Raw genomic sequence first — 15083 nt, 5'->3', positions numbered from 1 at the left:
GTGCACAGCATCCAGCACATGCTCCGCACGCGAACACCCATATCGCAGGGGGTTACATGAGAATCAGCCGCGCCAGAAGCCGCGCCGGACTGAGCATGGCAGCAACTCTGCCGCTGCTCGCCGGCGCACTCGCCCTGGGCATACCGTCCGCCAGCGCGGACTCCGCCCCGGGTGGGCGCGACGCGCTCCAGGGCACCAAGCCGGCCTGGGCGACCGCCCAGGCGGACCAGGGCGCCACGGCCGACAGCGGCAAGGTGAGCGTCCGGGTCCACCTCGCCGGGCGGGACGCGGCCGGGCTGGCCGCCTACGCCGCAGCCGTGTCCGACCCGCAGTCCTCCTCGTACGGGAAGTACCTGAGCGCCGAGCAGGCGCAGGCCCGGTTCGGAGCGACCCAGCAGCAGATCGACGAGGTCAGCCACTGGCTGACGTCGAACGGCCTGACCGTCACCGGCGCGAACCAGCACTACGTCTCCGCCACCGGTGACGTCGCCGCGGCCGAGAAGACGTTCAGCACGCAGCTGCACAACTACCGCAAGGGCAGCCGGACCTACCGCGCCCCGTCCGCGACGGCCTCCGTGCCCGCCGGGCTGGGCAAGGCGGTGCTGGCGGTGTCCGGTCTGGACAACGCGCCGCACAAGTCGAGCCAGGACGAGGTCCTGCCGCCGCCGGACGCGGTCTTCCGCAACGCGGGCCCCTTCTCCACGTACTACGGCTCGAACACCGCCTCGTCGCTGCCGAGCGCGTACGGGTCCAAGGTGCCGTACGCGGTCAAGGGCTACACCGGCAAGCAGCTGCGCTCCGCGTACGGTGCGGGCAGCTACACCGGCAAGGGCGTGACCGTCGCCATCACCGACGCGTACGCCTCGCCGACCATCGCGAAGGACGCCGCCGAGTACGCCAAGCGCAACGGCGACGCCCCGTACGCGAAGGGCCAGCTCCGCCAGGTGCTGCCGGCCGACTACACGGCGACCGAGGACTGCGGGGCGTCCGGCTGGTACGGCGAGGAGACCCTCGACGTCGAGGCCGTGCACGCCGTCGCGCCCGCCGCGGACATCGTGTACGTGGGCGGCGCCTCCTGCTACGACGCCGACCTGCTGGACTCGCTCAACAAGGTCGTCGACCACCGGCTCGCCGACATCGTCTCCAACTCCTGGGGCGACGTCGAGGCCAACGAGACCCCGGACATCGCGGCCGCGTACGACCAGGTGTTCAAGCTGGGCGCGGTCGAGGGCATCGGCTTCTACTTCTCCTCCGGCGACGCGGGCGACAACGTCGCGTCCACCGGCACCAAGCAGGTCGACGTCCCGTCCAACTCCGCGTGGGTGACGTCGGTCGGCGGCACCTCGCTGGCCGTCGGCAAGGGTGACGCGTACCAGTGGGAGACCGGCTGGGGCACGGTGAAGGCCAACCTCTCCGACGACGGGAAGAGCTGGACCGACTTCCCCGGCGCCTACACCTCCGGCGCCGGCGGCGGCACCAGCTCGACCGTGAAGCAGCCGTCCTACCAGCGCGGTGTCGTGCCTGACTCGCTCGCCAAGGCGAACGGCAAGACCCGGATGCGTACCGCCCCGGACATCGCGGCGGTCGCCGACCCGAACACCGGCTTCCTGGTCGGCCAGACCCAGACGCTGCCCGACGGCTCGCTCGGCTACGACGAGTACCGCATCGGCGGTACGTCCCTGGCGGCCCCGGTCATCGCCGGTGTCCAGGCCCTCGCGCAGCAGGCGCAGCACGGCCTGCCGCTCGGCTTCGCCAACCCGGCGATCTACGCCCGCTACTCCTCGAAGGCGTACCACGACGTCACCGACCACCCGCTGGGTGCCGGCCGTGACCTCGCGGTGGCCCGGGTGGACTTCGCCAACAGCGCCGACGCGACGGACGGTCTGCTGACGTCGCTGCGGAGCCTCGGCAAGGACGCCTCCCTCACGGCGGTCAAGGGGTACGACGACGTGACGGGCGTCGGCACTCCGGCGGCCGGGTACGTCAGCTCCTTCCGCTGACAGCCACGCACGGGCTCGACGCGTGGGACTGCCCCGGGGCTCCGGCCCCGGGGCAGTCGTGCGTCCACCGGGCGGTGCCCGGCCGGCCGCCCACCGAACGGCGCCGAGAAGTGGCGTCACCCGGCCGCCCCGGTTTGTCTGGACGGACGACGGCACGCTCCGGTCCACCCGGTACAGCGGTCGCCGGCGTCTTCCCCCGGCCCCTGGAGTCCGCCATGTCCCGCGGCACAGCACACCGCACCGCCGCCAGGTGGTGTCCGGCGGCACGGGAGGCGCGCCGATGACGGAGTCCTCCGGCGACACCGCCGAACACGTCCTGCACGCCTTCCTGGCGGAGGTGCACTCGACGGCTCCGACCGGCCTCTCCGTCCTCGTCAACCGCTACGCCGCACGCCTCGGCCTCGGCCACGTGGACGTCTACCTGGTGGACCTCCAGCAACGGCAGCTGACCCTTCTCTCGGGCGAGGGCCGGCTGCCGGTGGACGATTCCCTGGCCGGCTGGGCCTACCGCGCGATGTCGCTGCGCGTGCAGAACACCGATGCCCGCACGCTGATCGTCTGGCTCCCGCTGGTCGACGGCGAGGAGCGGCTGGGGGTGGTCGGCTTCCATCTGGAGACGCTGGACGGCACCCTGCTGGAGCGGTGCGGGTCGCTCGCGTCCGTCCTCGCCATGGCGATCACGTCCAAGCGCGCGTTCAGCGACCGGCTCGTGCAGCAGGCGCGCACCGGGACCATGACGCTGCCGGCGGAGATGCTGCGGGCCCTGCTGCCGCCCCGCACCGTCGGCGACGACCGGGCCGTCTCCACCGCCGTCCTCGAACCCGCCTACGAGCTGGGCGGGGACGCGTTCGACCACGCTCTGACGGAGTCCACGCTGCACGCCGTGATCCTGGACTCGATGGGGCACAACCTCGCGTCCGGGCTGACCACAGCGATCGCGATGGCCGGCTGCCGGAGCGCCCGGCGCCGCGGATCCGGGCTGGGCGAGATGGTGAGGACCGTCGACGAAGCACTCGCGGAGTGGCTTCCGGACCAGTTCTGCACCGGGATCGTCCTGCAGCTCGACCTGGCCAGCGGCATTTTGAGCTGGGTCAACAGCGGGCACCCGCCGCCCCTCCTCATCCGCGACGAACAGGTCCTGGAGAGCGCCCTGGAGTATCCGGGCGAACCCCCGATGGGAACGCCCGGAGTGCTCGGCGGTCTCTCCCGCACGGTGCGCGAAGCGGCGCTGGAGCCGGGAGACCGCGTCATCCTCTACACGGACGGGGTGACCGAGGCGCGTCTGGCCGGTGGGTCGCAGTTCGGCCTCGCGGGCTTCACCACCTCCATCATCCGCGCCACCGCGGTCGGCGAACTCGCTCCGGAGGCCCTCCGCCAGCTCATCCACTCGATCCTGGAGCATCAGCACGACCACCTGGCTGACGACGCCACCATCCTCATGATCGAGTGGCGGCAGCCCTAGCATTCGTGAGGGGTGGCCGCACGCCCGGACTCCGGTCAGGGGTTCAACAGCGTTTTGATCATGCCGTCCGCCTTCCGCTGGAAGGCGGAGTACGCCTGAGGCCCCTGTTCCAGCGGCAGGTGGTGCGTCGCGAAGGTGTCGACGCCCAGCGGGTCCGCGTCGGTGAGCAGCGGCAGGATGTCGTCGACCCAGCGCCACACGTTCGCCTGGCCCATCCGGAGCTGGATCTGCTTGTCGAACATCTTCAGCAGGGGCAGCGGATCGACCGCGCCTCCGTAGACGCCGGAGAGCGAGATCGTGCCGCCCCGGCGCACCGCGTCCACGGCGGCGTACACCGCGGAGAGCCGGTCGATGCCCGCCGTCTCCATCAGGCGTTCGGCCACGGCGTCCGGGAGCAGCCCGACCGCCCAGTGGGCCGCCTTGGCCGTCGGGGCGCCGTGCGCCTCCATGCCGACGGCGTCGATGACGGAGTCCGTGCCGCGCCCCTGGGTGAGTTCCCGGATCGCGTCGCCCGGTCCCTTGTCGTACCGGCGCAGGTCCAGGCAGGTGGCGCCGTACGTGCTCGCCCTGGCGAGGCGTTCGGGTACGAGGTCCACACCGACGACGAGTCCGGCTCCCCGGTGGCGGGCGATGCGGGCCGCCATCGCGCCGATCGGGCCGAGGCCCAGGACGGTGACCGTGCCGCCGGGCGGGATCGCCGCGTACTCGACCGCCTGCCAGGCGGTGGGCAGCACGTCGGAGAGGTAGACGAACCGGTCGTCCGGCGGGCCCGCCGGTACCTTGATCGGCAGGCTGTTGCCGAACGGGACCCGGAGGAACTGCGCCTGCCCGCCCGGGACTTGACCGTACAGCTTGGTGTAGCCGAAGAGCGCGGCGCCCATGCCGCGGGAGCGCACCTGAGTGGTCTCGCACTGGGAGTGCAGACCCTGTTCGCACATGAAGCAGCGGCCGCAGCAGATGTTGAACGGAATGACGACCCGGTCGCCCTTCGCCACCGCGGTGACCTCGGGGCCCGTCTCCTCCACGATCCCCATCGGCTCGTGGCCGAGGATGTCGCCCGGGTCGATGTAGGGGCCGAGGACTTCGTAGAGATGGAGGTCGGAGCCGCAGATCCCGGTCGAGGTGATGCGCACGATCACGTCGTCCGGCTTCTCGATCGGGGGATCGGGGACCGTCTCGACCCTGACATCCCGCTTCCCGTGGTAAGTGAGCGCCCGCACGGTGGATCCCCTTTCGAGCGTCGGCAGGTTCTCCTCCCTCCACTCTCCGCGCCAGGTGCCCCCCTGTCGCGTCGGCCGGGTACGGAACAGCCCCCGGGGGCCCCGGGGGCTGTTCCGTACCGCCTGGCCGTACGCGCTCAGTCGTTCGCGTGCAGGATGTCGTTCAGTCCGTCCCAGACCGCGTTGTTCGGGCGGGCCTCGACGGCGCCCGTGACGGAGTTGCGGCGGAAGAGGATGTTCGACGCGCCCGAGAGGTCGCGGGCCTTGACGACCTGGCCGTCCGGCAGCGTGACGCGGGTGCCCGCGGTGACGTACAGACCGGCTTCGACGACGCACTCGTCGCCGAGCGCGATGCCGATGCCCGCCTCCGCGCCGATGAGGCAGCGCTCGCCGATCACGATGCGCTCCTTGCCGCCGCCGGAGAGGGTGCCCATCGTGGAGGCGCCGCCGCCGATGTCCGAGCCGTCGCCGATGACGACGCCCGCGGAGATGCGGCCCTCGACCATGGACGTGCCGAGCGTGCCGGCGTTGAAGTTGACGAAGCCCTCGTGCATGACGGTGGTGCCGGACGCCAGGTGCGCGCCGAGGCGGACCCGGTCGGCGTCGGCGATCCGGACGCCCTTGGGCGCGACGTAGTCCGTCATCCTCGGGAACTTGTCGACCGAGGTGACCTGGAGGTGCAGGCCCTCGGCGCGGGCGTTCAGCCGGACCGTGTCCAGGTCGTCCACGGCGACCGGGCCGAGCGAGGTCCAGGCGACGTTGGCGAGGAGGCCGAAGAGGCCGTCCAGGTTCTGGCCGTGCGGCTGGACGAGCCGGTGCGAGAGCAGGTGCAGGCGCAGGTAGGCGTCGTGCGCGTCCAGCGGCTTGTCGTCGAGCGAGGAGATGACCGTACGGACGGCGACGACCTCGACTCCGCGGCGGGCGTCCACGCCGACGGCCTTGGTGGCGCCTTCGCCGAGGAGGTTCACGGCCTCGTCGGCGGTGAGCCGCCGGGTGCCGGCCGGGCCGGGCTCGGCGGTGAGCTCAGGGGCGGGGAACCAGGTGTCGAGGACGGTGCCGTTACCGGCGATGGTGGCGAGGCCGGCGGCGACGGCGCCGGTGGTACGGGACGAGCCCTGGGAAGTCGTGTCGGTCATGACCAAAACCTAACCGTCCGGGTCCCGCCCGGGCGAACCGGTCTCAGGAACCGGCCGGTCGCGCGCCTGGTCCGCACGTCCCGGCTTACGGCCTCCCGCAGTCCCGCTCCCCGTCCCCGAGCGCTACGGTGTCCCGCACCGACCCTGATCGAACACGGGGCCGCCGAACAATCGAACAATTTCACGGGGGGAACGATGACGCAGGACGCGGGGTGGGGCGGCGGAGCGCCGGGGGGCGCGCCGTACGGCTGGGGAGCTCACCAGGGCTGGGGCGGCCGACGGATGCCACCGCCGCCGGAGCCCGGGGTGATACCGCTGGCGCCCCTGCAGCTCTCGAACATCTTCAACGGCGCCTTCTCCACGCTGGGCCGCTACTGGAAGGCGCTGTTCGGCTTCACCGCGGCGGTGTACGGAACGGCGGCGGTCACGTTCGCGGCCGCCCTGCTCGTCGCCTTCTCCGCCGTCCACGGCCACATCGACAGCCTCAAGGCTTCCACCGAGGAGACGGACGTCCCCTGGGACGACATCACCCCGATCCTGGTGGCGCTCGGCATCGTGATGCTGATCGGGGCCGTCGTGTTCGTCCTGGCCCTCACCCTGGTACAGGCGGCGGTGCCCGCGGTGCTCCAGGGGGCGGTTCTGGGCCGTCCGGTGACCTTCCGCACGGTCCGCGAGACCGCCGTGTCCAGGCTGGGGGCCATGCTGGGCACCGTGTTCCTGACCGGGCTGATCGGGGTGGTTCCCATCGTCCTGGCGCTGGGATTCGAGGCGTCCGTGATCGCGCTGGCCGTGTCGAACGGGGACTCGGACAGCGCCGCCGCGTTCCTGGGGATCTCCGTCCTGCTCCTGCTGGTGGCCGGACCGCTCGCCTCCTGGCTCTGGGTGAAGTTCTCCCTGGCACCGACGGCGGTGGTACTCGAACGCCAGGGACCGATCGCCGCGATGCGCCGCTCGTCCCGGCTGGTGCGCGGCAGCTGGTGGCGGATCCTCGGCATATCGCTGCTGGGCCAGATGGTCGCCGGCATGGCCTCGTCCGTCATCCAGGTACCGTTCTCCGCCTTCGCCATGTTCTCCTCCGCGCTGACCACCTCGAACATGGACAGCGACACGAACCTCTCCACCGTCCTGATCTCCATGGCGGGCATCGTCGCGATCGCGCTGGCCGGTCAGCTGATCGGCCAGATCTTCGTGAGCACCTTCCCGCCGCTGATTCTGGGGCTGCTCTACATCGACCGCCGCATGCGTACGGAGAACCTCGCCCAGGACCTGGCCACCGCGGCGGGCCTCCCCCCGCAGCCCGCCTACGCGCCTCCGCCGTACGGCCACGAGGCCCCGCCGTACGACCACCAGGCCCCGCAGCCCGGCGCCACACCGCAGCCCGGCCCCGCCCCACAGCCCGGCGCCGACCCCGGCCCGGACGGGGATTCCGCGCCCTGACCACCCGTGCGTCCGTCCGGCCCCGGAGGTTCCCGGGGCCGGACGGCCCGCACCCCGGGCGGAACCGCAAATACCAGGCTGAACACCTTCCCCACATCGCATCAGCCGGGCAAGTTCCCCGATGCGGCGGGCATTCGCGTTTGCGTGGGACCGCTTCCCGGGTACCGTCATCCGGGAGGTGGTAGCCCGTGAGTCAACCCCTGGCCGAACAGCCCACCCGCGCGGCGGAGTTCACGTTGACCGGCGATCTCGCCCGGCCCGCCCGGCTGACCGTGCCCGACCTGCTCGCCTGGCCGCAGCACCGGGCCGAGGTCAGCTTCGAGTGCGCGACGAGCGGTGTACGGCACCACGGTTTCGGGGGCCCGCTCCTCCACGACGTACTGCGCGACGCCCGACCGGTCTTCGACCCGGCGCGGCGCAAGGACCGATTGCGCTTCCTGATCGCGGTGACGGGCTCCGACGGACACCGCACCCTGCTGGCCTGGGCCGAGATCGACCCGGACTTCGCCCGCGCGCCGGTGCTGCTCGCGGTGAGCATCGACGGCGCACCCCTCCACCGCACCGGCCCGCAACTGGTCCTACCCCAGGACCGCTGCGGAGGCCGGCACATCAGCGGCATCCGCTCGATCCGGGTGGACGGCCACTACACCGCGTGAAACCGGGCCCACCGGCCCCACCGGGCCATCCCACAGAGCCGGAGAGCCGCAGAGCCCCTCAGTCCCGCAGCGTCCTCTTCGGGCGGAGTACGCAGAACTCGTTGCCCTCCGGATCTGCCAGCACCACCCAACTGGCGTCGCCCCCCTGCCCGACATCGGCCCGCGTGGCACCGAGCGCGACGATCCGCTCGACCTCGGCCGCCTGGTCGTCGGGGCTGAGGTCGATGTGCAGACGGTTCTTGACCGTCTTCCGCTCGGGTACGGAGACGAAGCAGAGGCCGGGCAGGGCTTCCGGATTCGCCCCGATCGTCACCTCGTCCTCGTCCTCGTAGACGACCTTCCAGTCCAGCACCTCGCACCAGAAGCGGGCGAGCGAGGACATGTCGTGGGCATCCACGACGAGCGTGTACCAGGAAGAGGCCATGGCCGTCACTCTGCCAGACCGCCCTGGCCGCCACCGGGCAACGGCGCGGTTCCTCCGGCGGAACCGGCAGGCGTCAGCCGCTGACCCCGGCCGCGCCGGTCTCCAGTCGTCCGGTGAACCTGCGCGACCACGAGTCGTCGGAGTCGACCGTGACCGTGAAGTCGTACCAGCCGTTCGTGAGGGCGACCACGTTGAAGAAGTCCTCCGTGGAGGAACCGGCGGGGACGGTGTAGGTCCACGGACCGTCGCTCCGGTAGTGGGTGGACGTGATGGTGAACTTCACAGCGGCCGAGCCCGAGTTGACCATCGTGAACCAGAGGGCGAGCTTGCCCGTGCCGGTCTCCGTGGCGTACCGGGTGCGGACCTCCGCCGTCCTGCCCGCCTTGGTGGCGTCACCCCGGAACCGGCGCAGGAAGCGGTGGGGGCCGGTCATGGTGAGGTCGTACGCGCCGCCGCCGTATCCGGAACCGATGTTGAAGAAGTCGGCGGCGGTGCCTCCGGCGTCCACCGTGTACTGCCAGGGGGTGGTGTCGCGGTAGGCGTTCGGGTGGATGGAGAAGTGGGCCGCCCGGGTCGCCGGCGCTCCCTGGTTGGTCATCGTGAACCAGGCGAGGATCTTCCCGGAGGTCCCGAACTCCAGCCGGTCCAGGTACCCGTTGGGCTGGTAGGGCAGGGCTCGGGAGGGGCGGGTGCCGGGCTCCTGCGCGGGCAGGGCGTTGTTCGTGGGAACGGGGTTGGGCAGCGGGCCGCACGTCGAGAGCCCGATCACGCCGGTCGCGGGCAGCGCCACCGCGCCCTTGACCGGGTGGGCGAAGTCGAAGACGCCGGTCAGGTCCCCGCTCACCTTGCGCCGCCACTCGCTGATGTTGGGGCAGGCCGCGGGCGTGCCGAGGGCGGTCGTCCAGGTCTCCAGGAAGCGCAGCACCGAGGTGTGCTCGAAGACCTCCGAGGAGACCCAGCCGCCGCGGGTCCAGGGAGAGACGACGGTCATGGGGACGCGGAAGCCGAAGCCGTAGGGCACGCCGTTCAGGAATTCGCCGGGAGTCCCCGCGGGCGGGGCGGGCGGCGGCACGTGGTCGAAGAAGCCGTCGTTCTCGTCGTAGTTGAGGAACAGGACGGTGGAGTCGAAGACGTCCGGGTCCGCCGCGAGGGCCCGGTAGACGAGGTCGACGAAGTGGGCACCGTCGCCGGGCGGGGCGTAGGGGTGTTCGGAGAACGCCTGGTTCGGGACCACCCAGGAGACCTGCGGCAGGGTCCCGGCGAGGACGTCCGCCTTGATGGCGGCGGCGATGTCGTCCGGGGTGGACCCGGTCACCTTCGGGACGGAGGACATGCCCCGGTCGTACAGCGGATCACCGGCCTTGGCGCTCGCGAAGGCCTTGAAGTAGGCGCAGCCGTTGTCCCCGTAGTTGTCCTGGGCGTTCTGGTAGACCTTCCAGTCCACTCCGGCCGCCTGGAGTGCCTGGGCGTAGTTCTGCCAGGTCAGGCCCGACTCGTCGCCGCCGTCGTAGCTGGCGGCGTCGACCTTGCCGCTCCACAGGTAGGTGCGGTTCGGGCCGGTGGCGCTGAGGGTGGAGCAGAAGTAGGCGTCGCAGACCGTGTAGGCGTCGGCGAGCGCGTAGTGGAAGGGGAGGTCCGAACGGTCGAGGTACCCGAGCGAGCGGACGCTGCCGACGCCCGCCACCCAGTTGTCCAGGCGGCCCTTGTCCCAGGCGGAGTGCTGGGAGGACCAGGAGTGCGGCAGGTCCCCGTTGCACTGGGCGAGAGTCTCGCCGTCCTGGCCGCCGGCGGCCGGGGTCGCGCTCAGTTTCCAGGGGAACTGGCGGCCCGTACCGTTGGGCTGGTCGAAGACCGAGCGGTTTCCGGCCAGCGTGACGGTACTGCGGTCGTCGAACCCCCGTACACCCTTCAGCCGCCCGAAGTAGTGGTCGAAGCTGCGGTTCTCCTGCATCAGGATCACCACGTGGCGCACGTCCGTGATGGTGCCCGTCGCGGTGGCGGCGGCCGCGTCCGTGGCCCCGGCGGGGCGCGTTCCCGCTCCCAGCGTCAAGCCGGCTGCCACGGAGGCACCGAGTCCTACGAATCCCCTACGGCTGATCGGTGTCATTCGCCCGCCCTCGGCCTCGCGGGTGCCCGTGCGGCACGCCGGGCGTAAGGATGCCCTCCCCCGGCGGAGCCAACCGGGCGGGCGGATGTTCCCCGGATGAACGGCCCCCGACCCGCGAGGGTCCGTTCATCCGGGTCCGTTCACCCGGGAGCCGTTCCCGAGGTCCGTTCACCCGGGGCCGGCCTCGGGCTCCGCGAGTCCTCCGGCCGGCCGTCCGCCCGCCCGGAATCCGGTCAGCCGCCGACCGTGAACCAGGTGGCGCGGGACTTCTTGAACTCGGCGTGCTCCAGGTCCTTCGCCTCCGTGCCGTCCCCGTAGAGGTCGGCCGCGCCCGCGTCGGTGATCAGCTGGGCGCGGGTGCCCGCGACCGTCAGGTCGGGTACCGAGACGACGGCCTCCCAGCCGCCCGGGTCGGTGGTGGGCAGGTCGGTGCGCTTGACGGGGGCGTGGCCGGCGACGCCGTCCCAGCTGTAGAGGGCGTACGGGTCGGAGTTGTCGTCCGCCTCCCAGGAGCCGGCGACGATGAGGTACTGGTTCGCCGCGTTCTTCCGGATGTCGCGAATCGCGAGACCGCCGAGGTCCAGCTCGATCGGGGTGCCGAAGACCGGCTTGGTGCCGCTGCCGACGACCTTGTCGAAGTTGGTCACCGGCACGATCAGGCCCTTGCCGCCGGACTTCGGCGGCACGAGCGGCGCGCGGAAGCCGACGTACGCGGTGGTGGTGGAGCCGGGCGCGAACTCCAGGCCCTCCACGTTGAACCCGTCGATCTGCTTGGGTACTTGGCCGTCCTCGGTGCCGTCGGCGAAGCCGTACCGGTCGTCGTTCGCCTCGTCCCAGGCGACGAGGTCGTCCCGGAGCTTCTTGTACGAGCTGCCGACGGTGAGCGCGGTGGAGGCGCCGGAGCCGGAGACGGTCGTGGTGAAGACGGTGTTGCGGTCGGCCTTGTACTCGCCGTCCTTGTTGTTGCCGAGCGAGCCGGTCCAGTAGATGGTGTTGCCGACCCGGGCCGCGCCCTCGATGTCGATCTCCTTGTCCGCCCCGAGCTTCGACCCGACGTCCCAGGTCTTCACGGGCGCGCCGGAGACGGCGAGGTTGTAGAGGCGCAGGACGTTCGACTCGTCGTCGGCGACGACCGCGTAGCCGTCACCGACGTCGACGGCGGCCGAGGCGTCGGAGGAGCCGGTGAGGTAGCGGGTGTCGGCGGCGTTCTGCACGGCGGCCGAGGCGGCGTAGTACAGCGTCTTCGTGGCCGTCTTGCCGCCCAGGCCGGTGACCTTGATGGTGAGGTCGGTGTAGCCGCGGGCGTGGGCGGTGACGGAGATCTGGCGGGTCGCGCCGGTGCCGGTCACGGTCACGTCGGAGGTCGCGGCGACCGAGGTCTTGGAGCTGGCGGAGGCGGCGACGGTGAGGGCCGTGGCGTCGGCGCCGCTCTGCGCGACGGTGACGGTCACGGTCGTGTCGGCGGCGCCCGTCGCGCCGACCGCGCCGGAGAGGTACGTCGCCGACAGGGCGATGGTCGGCGTCCCGTAGGACGCGGCGTGCGCGGGGGCGGTGATCCCCAGGGCGCCGAGTGCGAGCATTCCGGCCGCCGCGGCGGCTGCCCGGCGGTGGCGGGGTGAAGGCTGGTGCGTCACTGCGTACCTCTCGTCGGCGGGTCGTCGCCGAGAAGGTTCCGGCTCCAGGGACAACGAGGGGCACACGTCACGGGTACGGCGGGCGAACAGTACGAGGACGGCCCCCCGGTCCACTCGTGGTGGGCCGGGGGGCCGTCCTCAGTACCGCGCGGAGCGATGCTCAGACGTTGAAGCCGAGCGCGCGGAGCTGCTCGCGGCCGTCGTCCGTGATCTTGTCCGGGCCCCACGGCGGCATCCAGACCCAGTTGATCCGCAGCTCGCTGACGATGCCGTCGGTCGCGGACTTCGCCTGGTCCTCGATGACGTCGGTCAGCGGGCAGGCCGCGGACGTCAGCGTCATGTCGAGGGTGGCGATGTTGGCGTCGTCGATGTGGATGCCGTAGATCAGGCCCAGGTTGACGACGTCGATGCCCAGCTCGGGGTCGACGACGTCGTACAGCGCCTCGCGGACCTCCTCCTCGGAGGCCGGCTTCAGTGCCACAGTCTCGTTCTCGCTCATGAGGTCTTCCCTTCGGACAGCGCCTGCGCCGTCGCGTCCTTCCACGCCATCCAGCTCAGCAGCGCGCACTTGACGCGAGCCGGGTACTTGGAGACACCGGCGAACGCGACCGCGTCCTCCAGTATCTCCTCCATCGCGTCGTCGGGCTCCAGCTGGCCCTTGGACTGCATCAGCTCCAGGAACGCGTCCTGGATCTTCCGCGCCTGGTCCAGCTCCTTGCCGACGAGCAGGTCGTTCAGCACCGAGGCGCTGGCCTGGCTGATCGAGCAGCCCTGCCCCTCGTAGCTGACGTCGGCGAGGGTGTCGCCTTCGTACCGCACGCGGAGCGTGATCTCGTCGCCGCACGTCGGATTGACGTGGTGCACCTCGGCGTCGCCGTCCCGCAGGCCGCGCCCGTGGGGGTGCTTGTAGTGATCCAGGATGACTTCCTGGTACATCGAATCCAGTTTCACCCGTCAGCCCTCAGCCACTTCGCCCATCAACCGAAAAAGTTCCGTACGTGCTCCAGACCGTCCACCAGGGCGTCGACCTCGGCGGGCGTGGAGTACAGATAGAACGACGCCCGCGTGGTCGCGGGAATTCCGTACCGCAGGCAGACCGGCCGTGCGCAGTGGTGGCCGACCCGGACCGCGATGCCCTGTTCGTCGAGCACCTGGCCCACGTCGTGCGGGTGGATGTCGCCGAGCGTGAAGGAGATCGTGGCGCCGCGGTTCTCGGCCGTGGTGGGGCCGATGATCCGCAGGTCCGGCACCTCCAGGAGCCGCGCCACCGCGTATTCGGTGATCGCCTGCTCGTGGCGGTGGATGTTCTCCATGCCGATGGCGGTGAGGTAGTCCACGGCCGCGCCGAGGCCGACGGCCTGCGCGATCGGGGGCGTACCCGCCTCGAACTTGTGCGGTGCCGGGGCGTACGTCGACGAGTGCATCGACACGGTCTCGATCATCTCGCCGCCGCCGAGGAAGGGCGGGAGGTCCTCCAGGAGCTCCTGCCGTCCCCACAGGACGCCGATGCCGGTCGGACCGACCATCTTGTGACCGGTGAAGGCCACGAAGTCGGCCTGCAGCGCCTGCACGTCGAGCACCATGTGCGGGGCGGCCTGCGAGGCGTCGATGCAGACCAGCGCGCCGACCTGCTGGGCGCGGCGGATGATCTGCTCGACCGGGTTGATCGTGCCCAGGATGTTCGAGACCAGCGTGAAGGAGACGATCTTCGTCTTCTCGGTGATGATCTCGTCGATGTTGGACAGGTCGAGCCGGCCGTCGTCCGTGATGCCGAACCACTTCAGCTTCGCGCCGGTGCGCTGCGAGAGCAGCTGCCACGGGACGATGTTGGAGTGGTGCTCCATCTCGGTGGTGACGATCTCGGTGTCGCGGTCGACCCGGTAGGGCTCGTCCGCCCAGCCGAGCATGTTCGCGACGAGGTTGAGCGACTCCGAGGCGTTCTTCGTGAAGATGACCTCGTCGCGGCTCGGCGCGTTGATGAAGGCGGCGACCTTGTCGCGGGCGCCTTCGTACAGCGCGGTGGCCTCCTCGGCGATGGTGTACACGCCGCGGTGGACGTTGGCGTTGTGCCGCTCGTAGTACTCGCTGAGAGCGTCGAGAACCTGGCGCGGCTTCTGCGAGGTCGCCGCGCTGTCCAGGTACACGATCTTCTTGCCGTCGTGGACCGTGCGGCCCAGGAGGGGGAAGTCCTTGCGGATCGCCTCGGTGTCGAGGAGGCCGGTCAGCCCCTTGCGGGCGTCAGTCACGCGGAAGCGCCACCCTTCACGTACGCCTCGTAGCCCTCGTTCTCCAGCTTGTCGGCCAGCTCGGCGCCGCCGGACTCGGCGATGCGGCCGTTGGCGAAGACGTGCACGAAGTCGGGCTTGATGTAGCGGAGGATCCGGGTGTAGTGGGTGATCAGCAGGGTGCCGACCTCGCCGGTCTCGCGGACCCGGTTGACGCCCTCGGAGACGACGCGCAGGGCGTCGACGTCGAGGCCGGAGTCGGTCTCGTCGAGGATGGCGACCTTCGGCTTGAGGAGCTCCAGCTGGAGGATCTCGTGGCGCTTCTTCTCGCCGCCGGAGAAGCCCTCGTTGACGTTGCGCTCGGCGAACGCCGGGTCCATCTGGAGCCCGGCCATCGTCTCCTTGACCTCCTTGACCCACGTACGCAGCTTGGGGGCCTCGCCGCGGACGGCGGTGGCGGAGGTGCGCAGGAAGTTGGAGACCGAGACACCGGGGATCTCGACCGGGTACTGCATGGCGAGGAACAGGCCGGCGCGGGCGCGCTCGTCGACGGACATCTCGAGGACGTCCTCGCCGTCGAGGGTGACGGTGCCGCTCGTGATCGTGTACTTGGGGTGACCGGCGAGCGAGTACGCCAGGGTGGACTTGCCGGACCCGTTGGGGCCCATGATGGCGTGGGTCTCGCCCTGCTTCACGGTCAGGTCGACGCCCTTGAGGATCTCCTTCGTGGCGTTGTCGGCCTCGACGGTGACGTGCAGGTCGCGGATTTCAAGCGTTGCCAT

13 protein-coding genes are annotated in these 15083 nt (G+C 70.9%); 4 read left to right on the top strand and 9 right to left on the bottom strand.

Annotation, left to right across the window (positions count from 1 at the left end):
• Positions 1-56 precede the first annotated feature (56 nt).
• Both ACWCWD_RS07075 and ACWCWD_RS07070 read left to right on the top strand, forming a co-directional pair.
• Positions 57-2000: a S53 family peptidase gene (locus tag ACWCWD_RS07075; protein WP_450770785.1), complete on the top strand. Its 1944-nt coding sequence runs from the start codon at positions 57-59 to the stop codon at positions 1998-2000.
• A gap of 280 nt (positions 2001-2280) precedes the next feature.
• On the top strand, positions 2281-3462 hold the full coding sequence (locus tag ACWCWD_RS07070; RefSeq protein ID WP_450770783.1) for a PP2C family protein-serine/threonine phosphatase: 1182 nt from the start codon (positions 2281-2283) through the stop codon (positions 3460-3462).
• A 35-nt stretch (positions 3463-3497) separates the two neighbouring features.
• On the opposite strand, the gene ACWCWD_RS07065 is transcribed toward ACWCWD_RS07070, so the two are convergent.
• On the bottom strand, positions 3498-4682 hold the full coding sequence (locus ACWCWD_RS07065) for a zinc-dependent alcohol dehydrogenase (RefSeq protein ID WP_450770782.1): 1185 nt from the start codon (positions 4680-4682) through the stop codon (positions 3498-3500).
• A 137-nt stretch (positions 4683-4819) separates the two neighbouring features.
• A complete protein-coding gene (gene dapD / locus ACWCWD_RS07060; protein WP_450770781.1) occupies positions 4820-5818 on the bottom strand; it encodes a 2,3,4,5-tetrahydropyridine-2,6-dicarboxylate N-succinyltransferase in 999 nt (332 codons plus the stop codon).
• Positions 5819-6013: 195 nt separating this feature from the next.
• Here dapD and ACWCWD_RS07055 point away from each other — a divergent pair, with 195 nt between their 5' ends.
• Positions 6014-7255 carry a DUF7847 domain-containing protein gene (locus ACWCWD_RS07055; RefSeq protein ID WP_450770779.1) on the top strand — a complete coding sequence of 414 codons (1242 nt, stop codon included), beginning with the start codon at positions 6014-6016 and terminating at the stop codon, positions 7253-7255.
• Positions 7256-7443: 188 nt separating this feature from the next.
• Positions 7444-7911, top strand: a complete 468-nt coding sequence (locus tag ACWCWD_RS07050; RefSeq protein ID WP_450770778.1) for a molybdopterin-dependent oxidoreductase — start codon at positions 7444-7446, stop codon at positions 7909-7911.
• Between the two features lie 58 nt (positions 7912-7969).
• Here ACWCWD_RS07050 and ACWCWD_RS07045 read toward each other — a convergent pair whose 3' ends face one another.
• The 7 genes from ACWCWD_RS07045 to sufC form a co-directional block, all read right to left on the bottom strand.
• Positions 7970-8335, bottom strand: coding sequence for a VOC family protein (locus ACWCWD_RS07045; protein ID WP_450770777.1), 366 nt, complete (start codon positions 8333-8335; stop codon positions 7970-7972).
• Between the two features lie 73 nt (positions 8336-8408).
• On the bottom strand, positions 8409-10442 hold the full coding sequence (locus ACWCWD_RS07040) for a phosphocholine-specific phospholipase C (protein WP_450770776.1): 2034 nt from the start codon (positions 10440-10442) through the stop codon (positions 8409-8411).
• Positions 10443-10675: 233 nt separating this feature from the next.
• Entirely contained in the window at positions 10676-12022 is a 1347-nt protein-coding gene (locus tag ACWCWD_RS07035) for a hypothetical protein (RefSeq protein ID WP_450771014.1), read from the bottom strand.
• 214 nt (positions 12023-12236) lie between these two features.
• The gene (locus ACWCWD_RS07030; protein ID WP_266703120.1) at positions 12237-12575 is read right to left on the bottom strand and encodes a metal-sulfur cluster assembly factor; all 339 of its coding nucleotides are present in this window, start codon (positions 12573-12575) and stop codon (positions 12237-12239) included.
• Positions 12572-13027, bottom strand: coding sequence for a Fe-S cluster assembly sulfur transfer protein SufU (gene sufU / locus ACWCWD_RS07025; protein ID WP_327175108.1), 456 nt, complete (start codon positions 13025-13027; stop codon positions 12572-12574). The genes ACWCWD_RS07030 and sufU overlap by 4 nt, the downstream gene beginning before the upstream one ends.
• Positions 13028-13053: 26 nt before the next feature.
• Positions 13054-14322 (bottom strand): cysteine desulfurase, encoded by a 1269-nt coding sequence (locus tag ACWCWD_RS07020; protein WP_386889279.1) that lies wholly within the window; start codon positions 14320-14322, stop codon positions 13054-13056.
• The gene (gene sufC, locus ACWCWD_RS07015) at positions 14319-15083 is read right to left on the bottom strand and encodes a Fe-S cluster assembly ATPase SufC (RefSeq protein ID WP_266703126.1); all 765 of its coding nucleotides are present in this window, start codon (positions 15081-15083) and stop codon (positions 14319-14321) included. Before sufC ends, ACWCWD_RS07020 begins: the two co-directional genes overlap by 4 nt.

It is taken from the genome of Streptomyces sp. NPDC001493 (assembly GCF_053597235.1).
Note: the sequence above shows the minus strand (reverse complement) of the source record. Positions and strands in the feature narration are given on the sequence as shown.

Coding starts and splice junctions, on each gene's coding strand:
- ACWCWD_RS07075 (WP_450770785.1), top strand. CDS start 57: ATGAGAATCAGCCGCGCCAGAAGCCGCGCCGGACTGAGCATGGCAGCA.
- ACWCWD_RS07040 (WP_450770776.1), bottom strand. CDS start 10,442: ATGACACCGATCAGCCGTAGGGGATTCGTAGGACTCGGTGCCTCCGTG.
- ACWCWD_RS07030 (WP_266703120.1), bottom strand. CDS start 12,575: ATGAGCGAGAACGAGACTGTGGCACTGAAGCCGGCCTCCGAGGAGGAG.
- ACWCWD_RS07055 (WP_450770779.1), top strand. CDS start 6,014: ATGACGCAGGACGCGGGGTGGGGCGGCGGAGCGCCGGGGGGCGCGCCG.
- sufC (WP_266703126.1), bottom strand. CDS start 15,083: ATGGCAACGCTTGAAATCCGCGACCTGCACGTCACCGTCGAGGCCGAC.
- ACWCWD_RS07035 (WP_450771014.1), bottom strand. CDS start 12,022: ATGCTCGCACTCGGCGCCCTGGGGATCACCGCCCCCGCGCACGCCGCG.
- dapD (WP_450770781.1), bottom strand. CDS start 5,818: ATGACCGACACGACTTCCCAGGGCTCGTCCCGTACCACCGGCGCCGTC.
- ACWCWD_RS07045 (WP_450770777.1), bottom strand. CDS start 8,335: ATGGCCTCTTCCTGGTACACGCTCGTCGTGGATGCCCACGACATGTCC.
- ACWCWD_RS07070 (WP_450770783.1), top strand. CDS start 2,281: ATGACGGAGTCCTCCGGCGACACCGCCGAACACGTCCTGCACGCCTTC.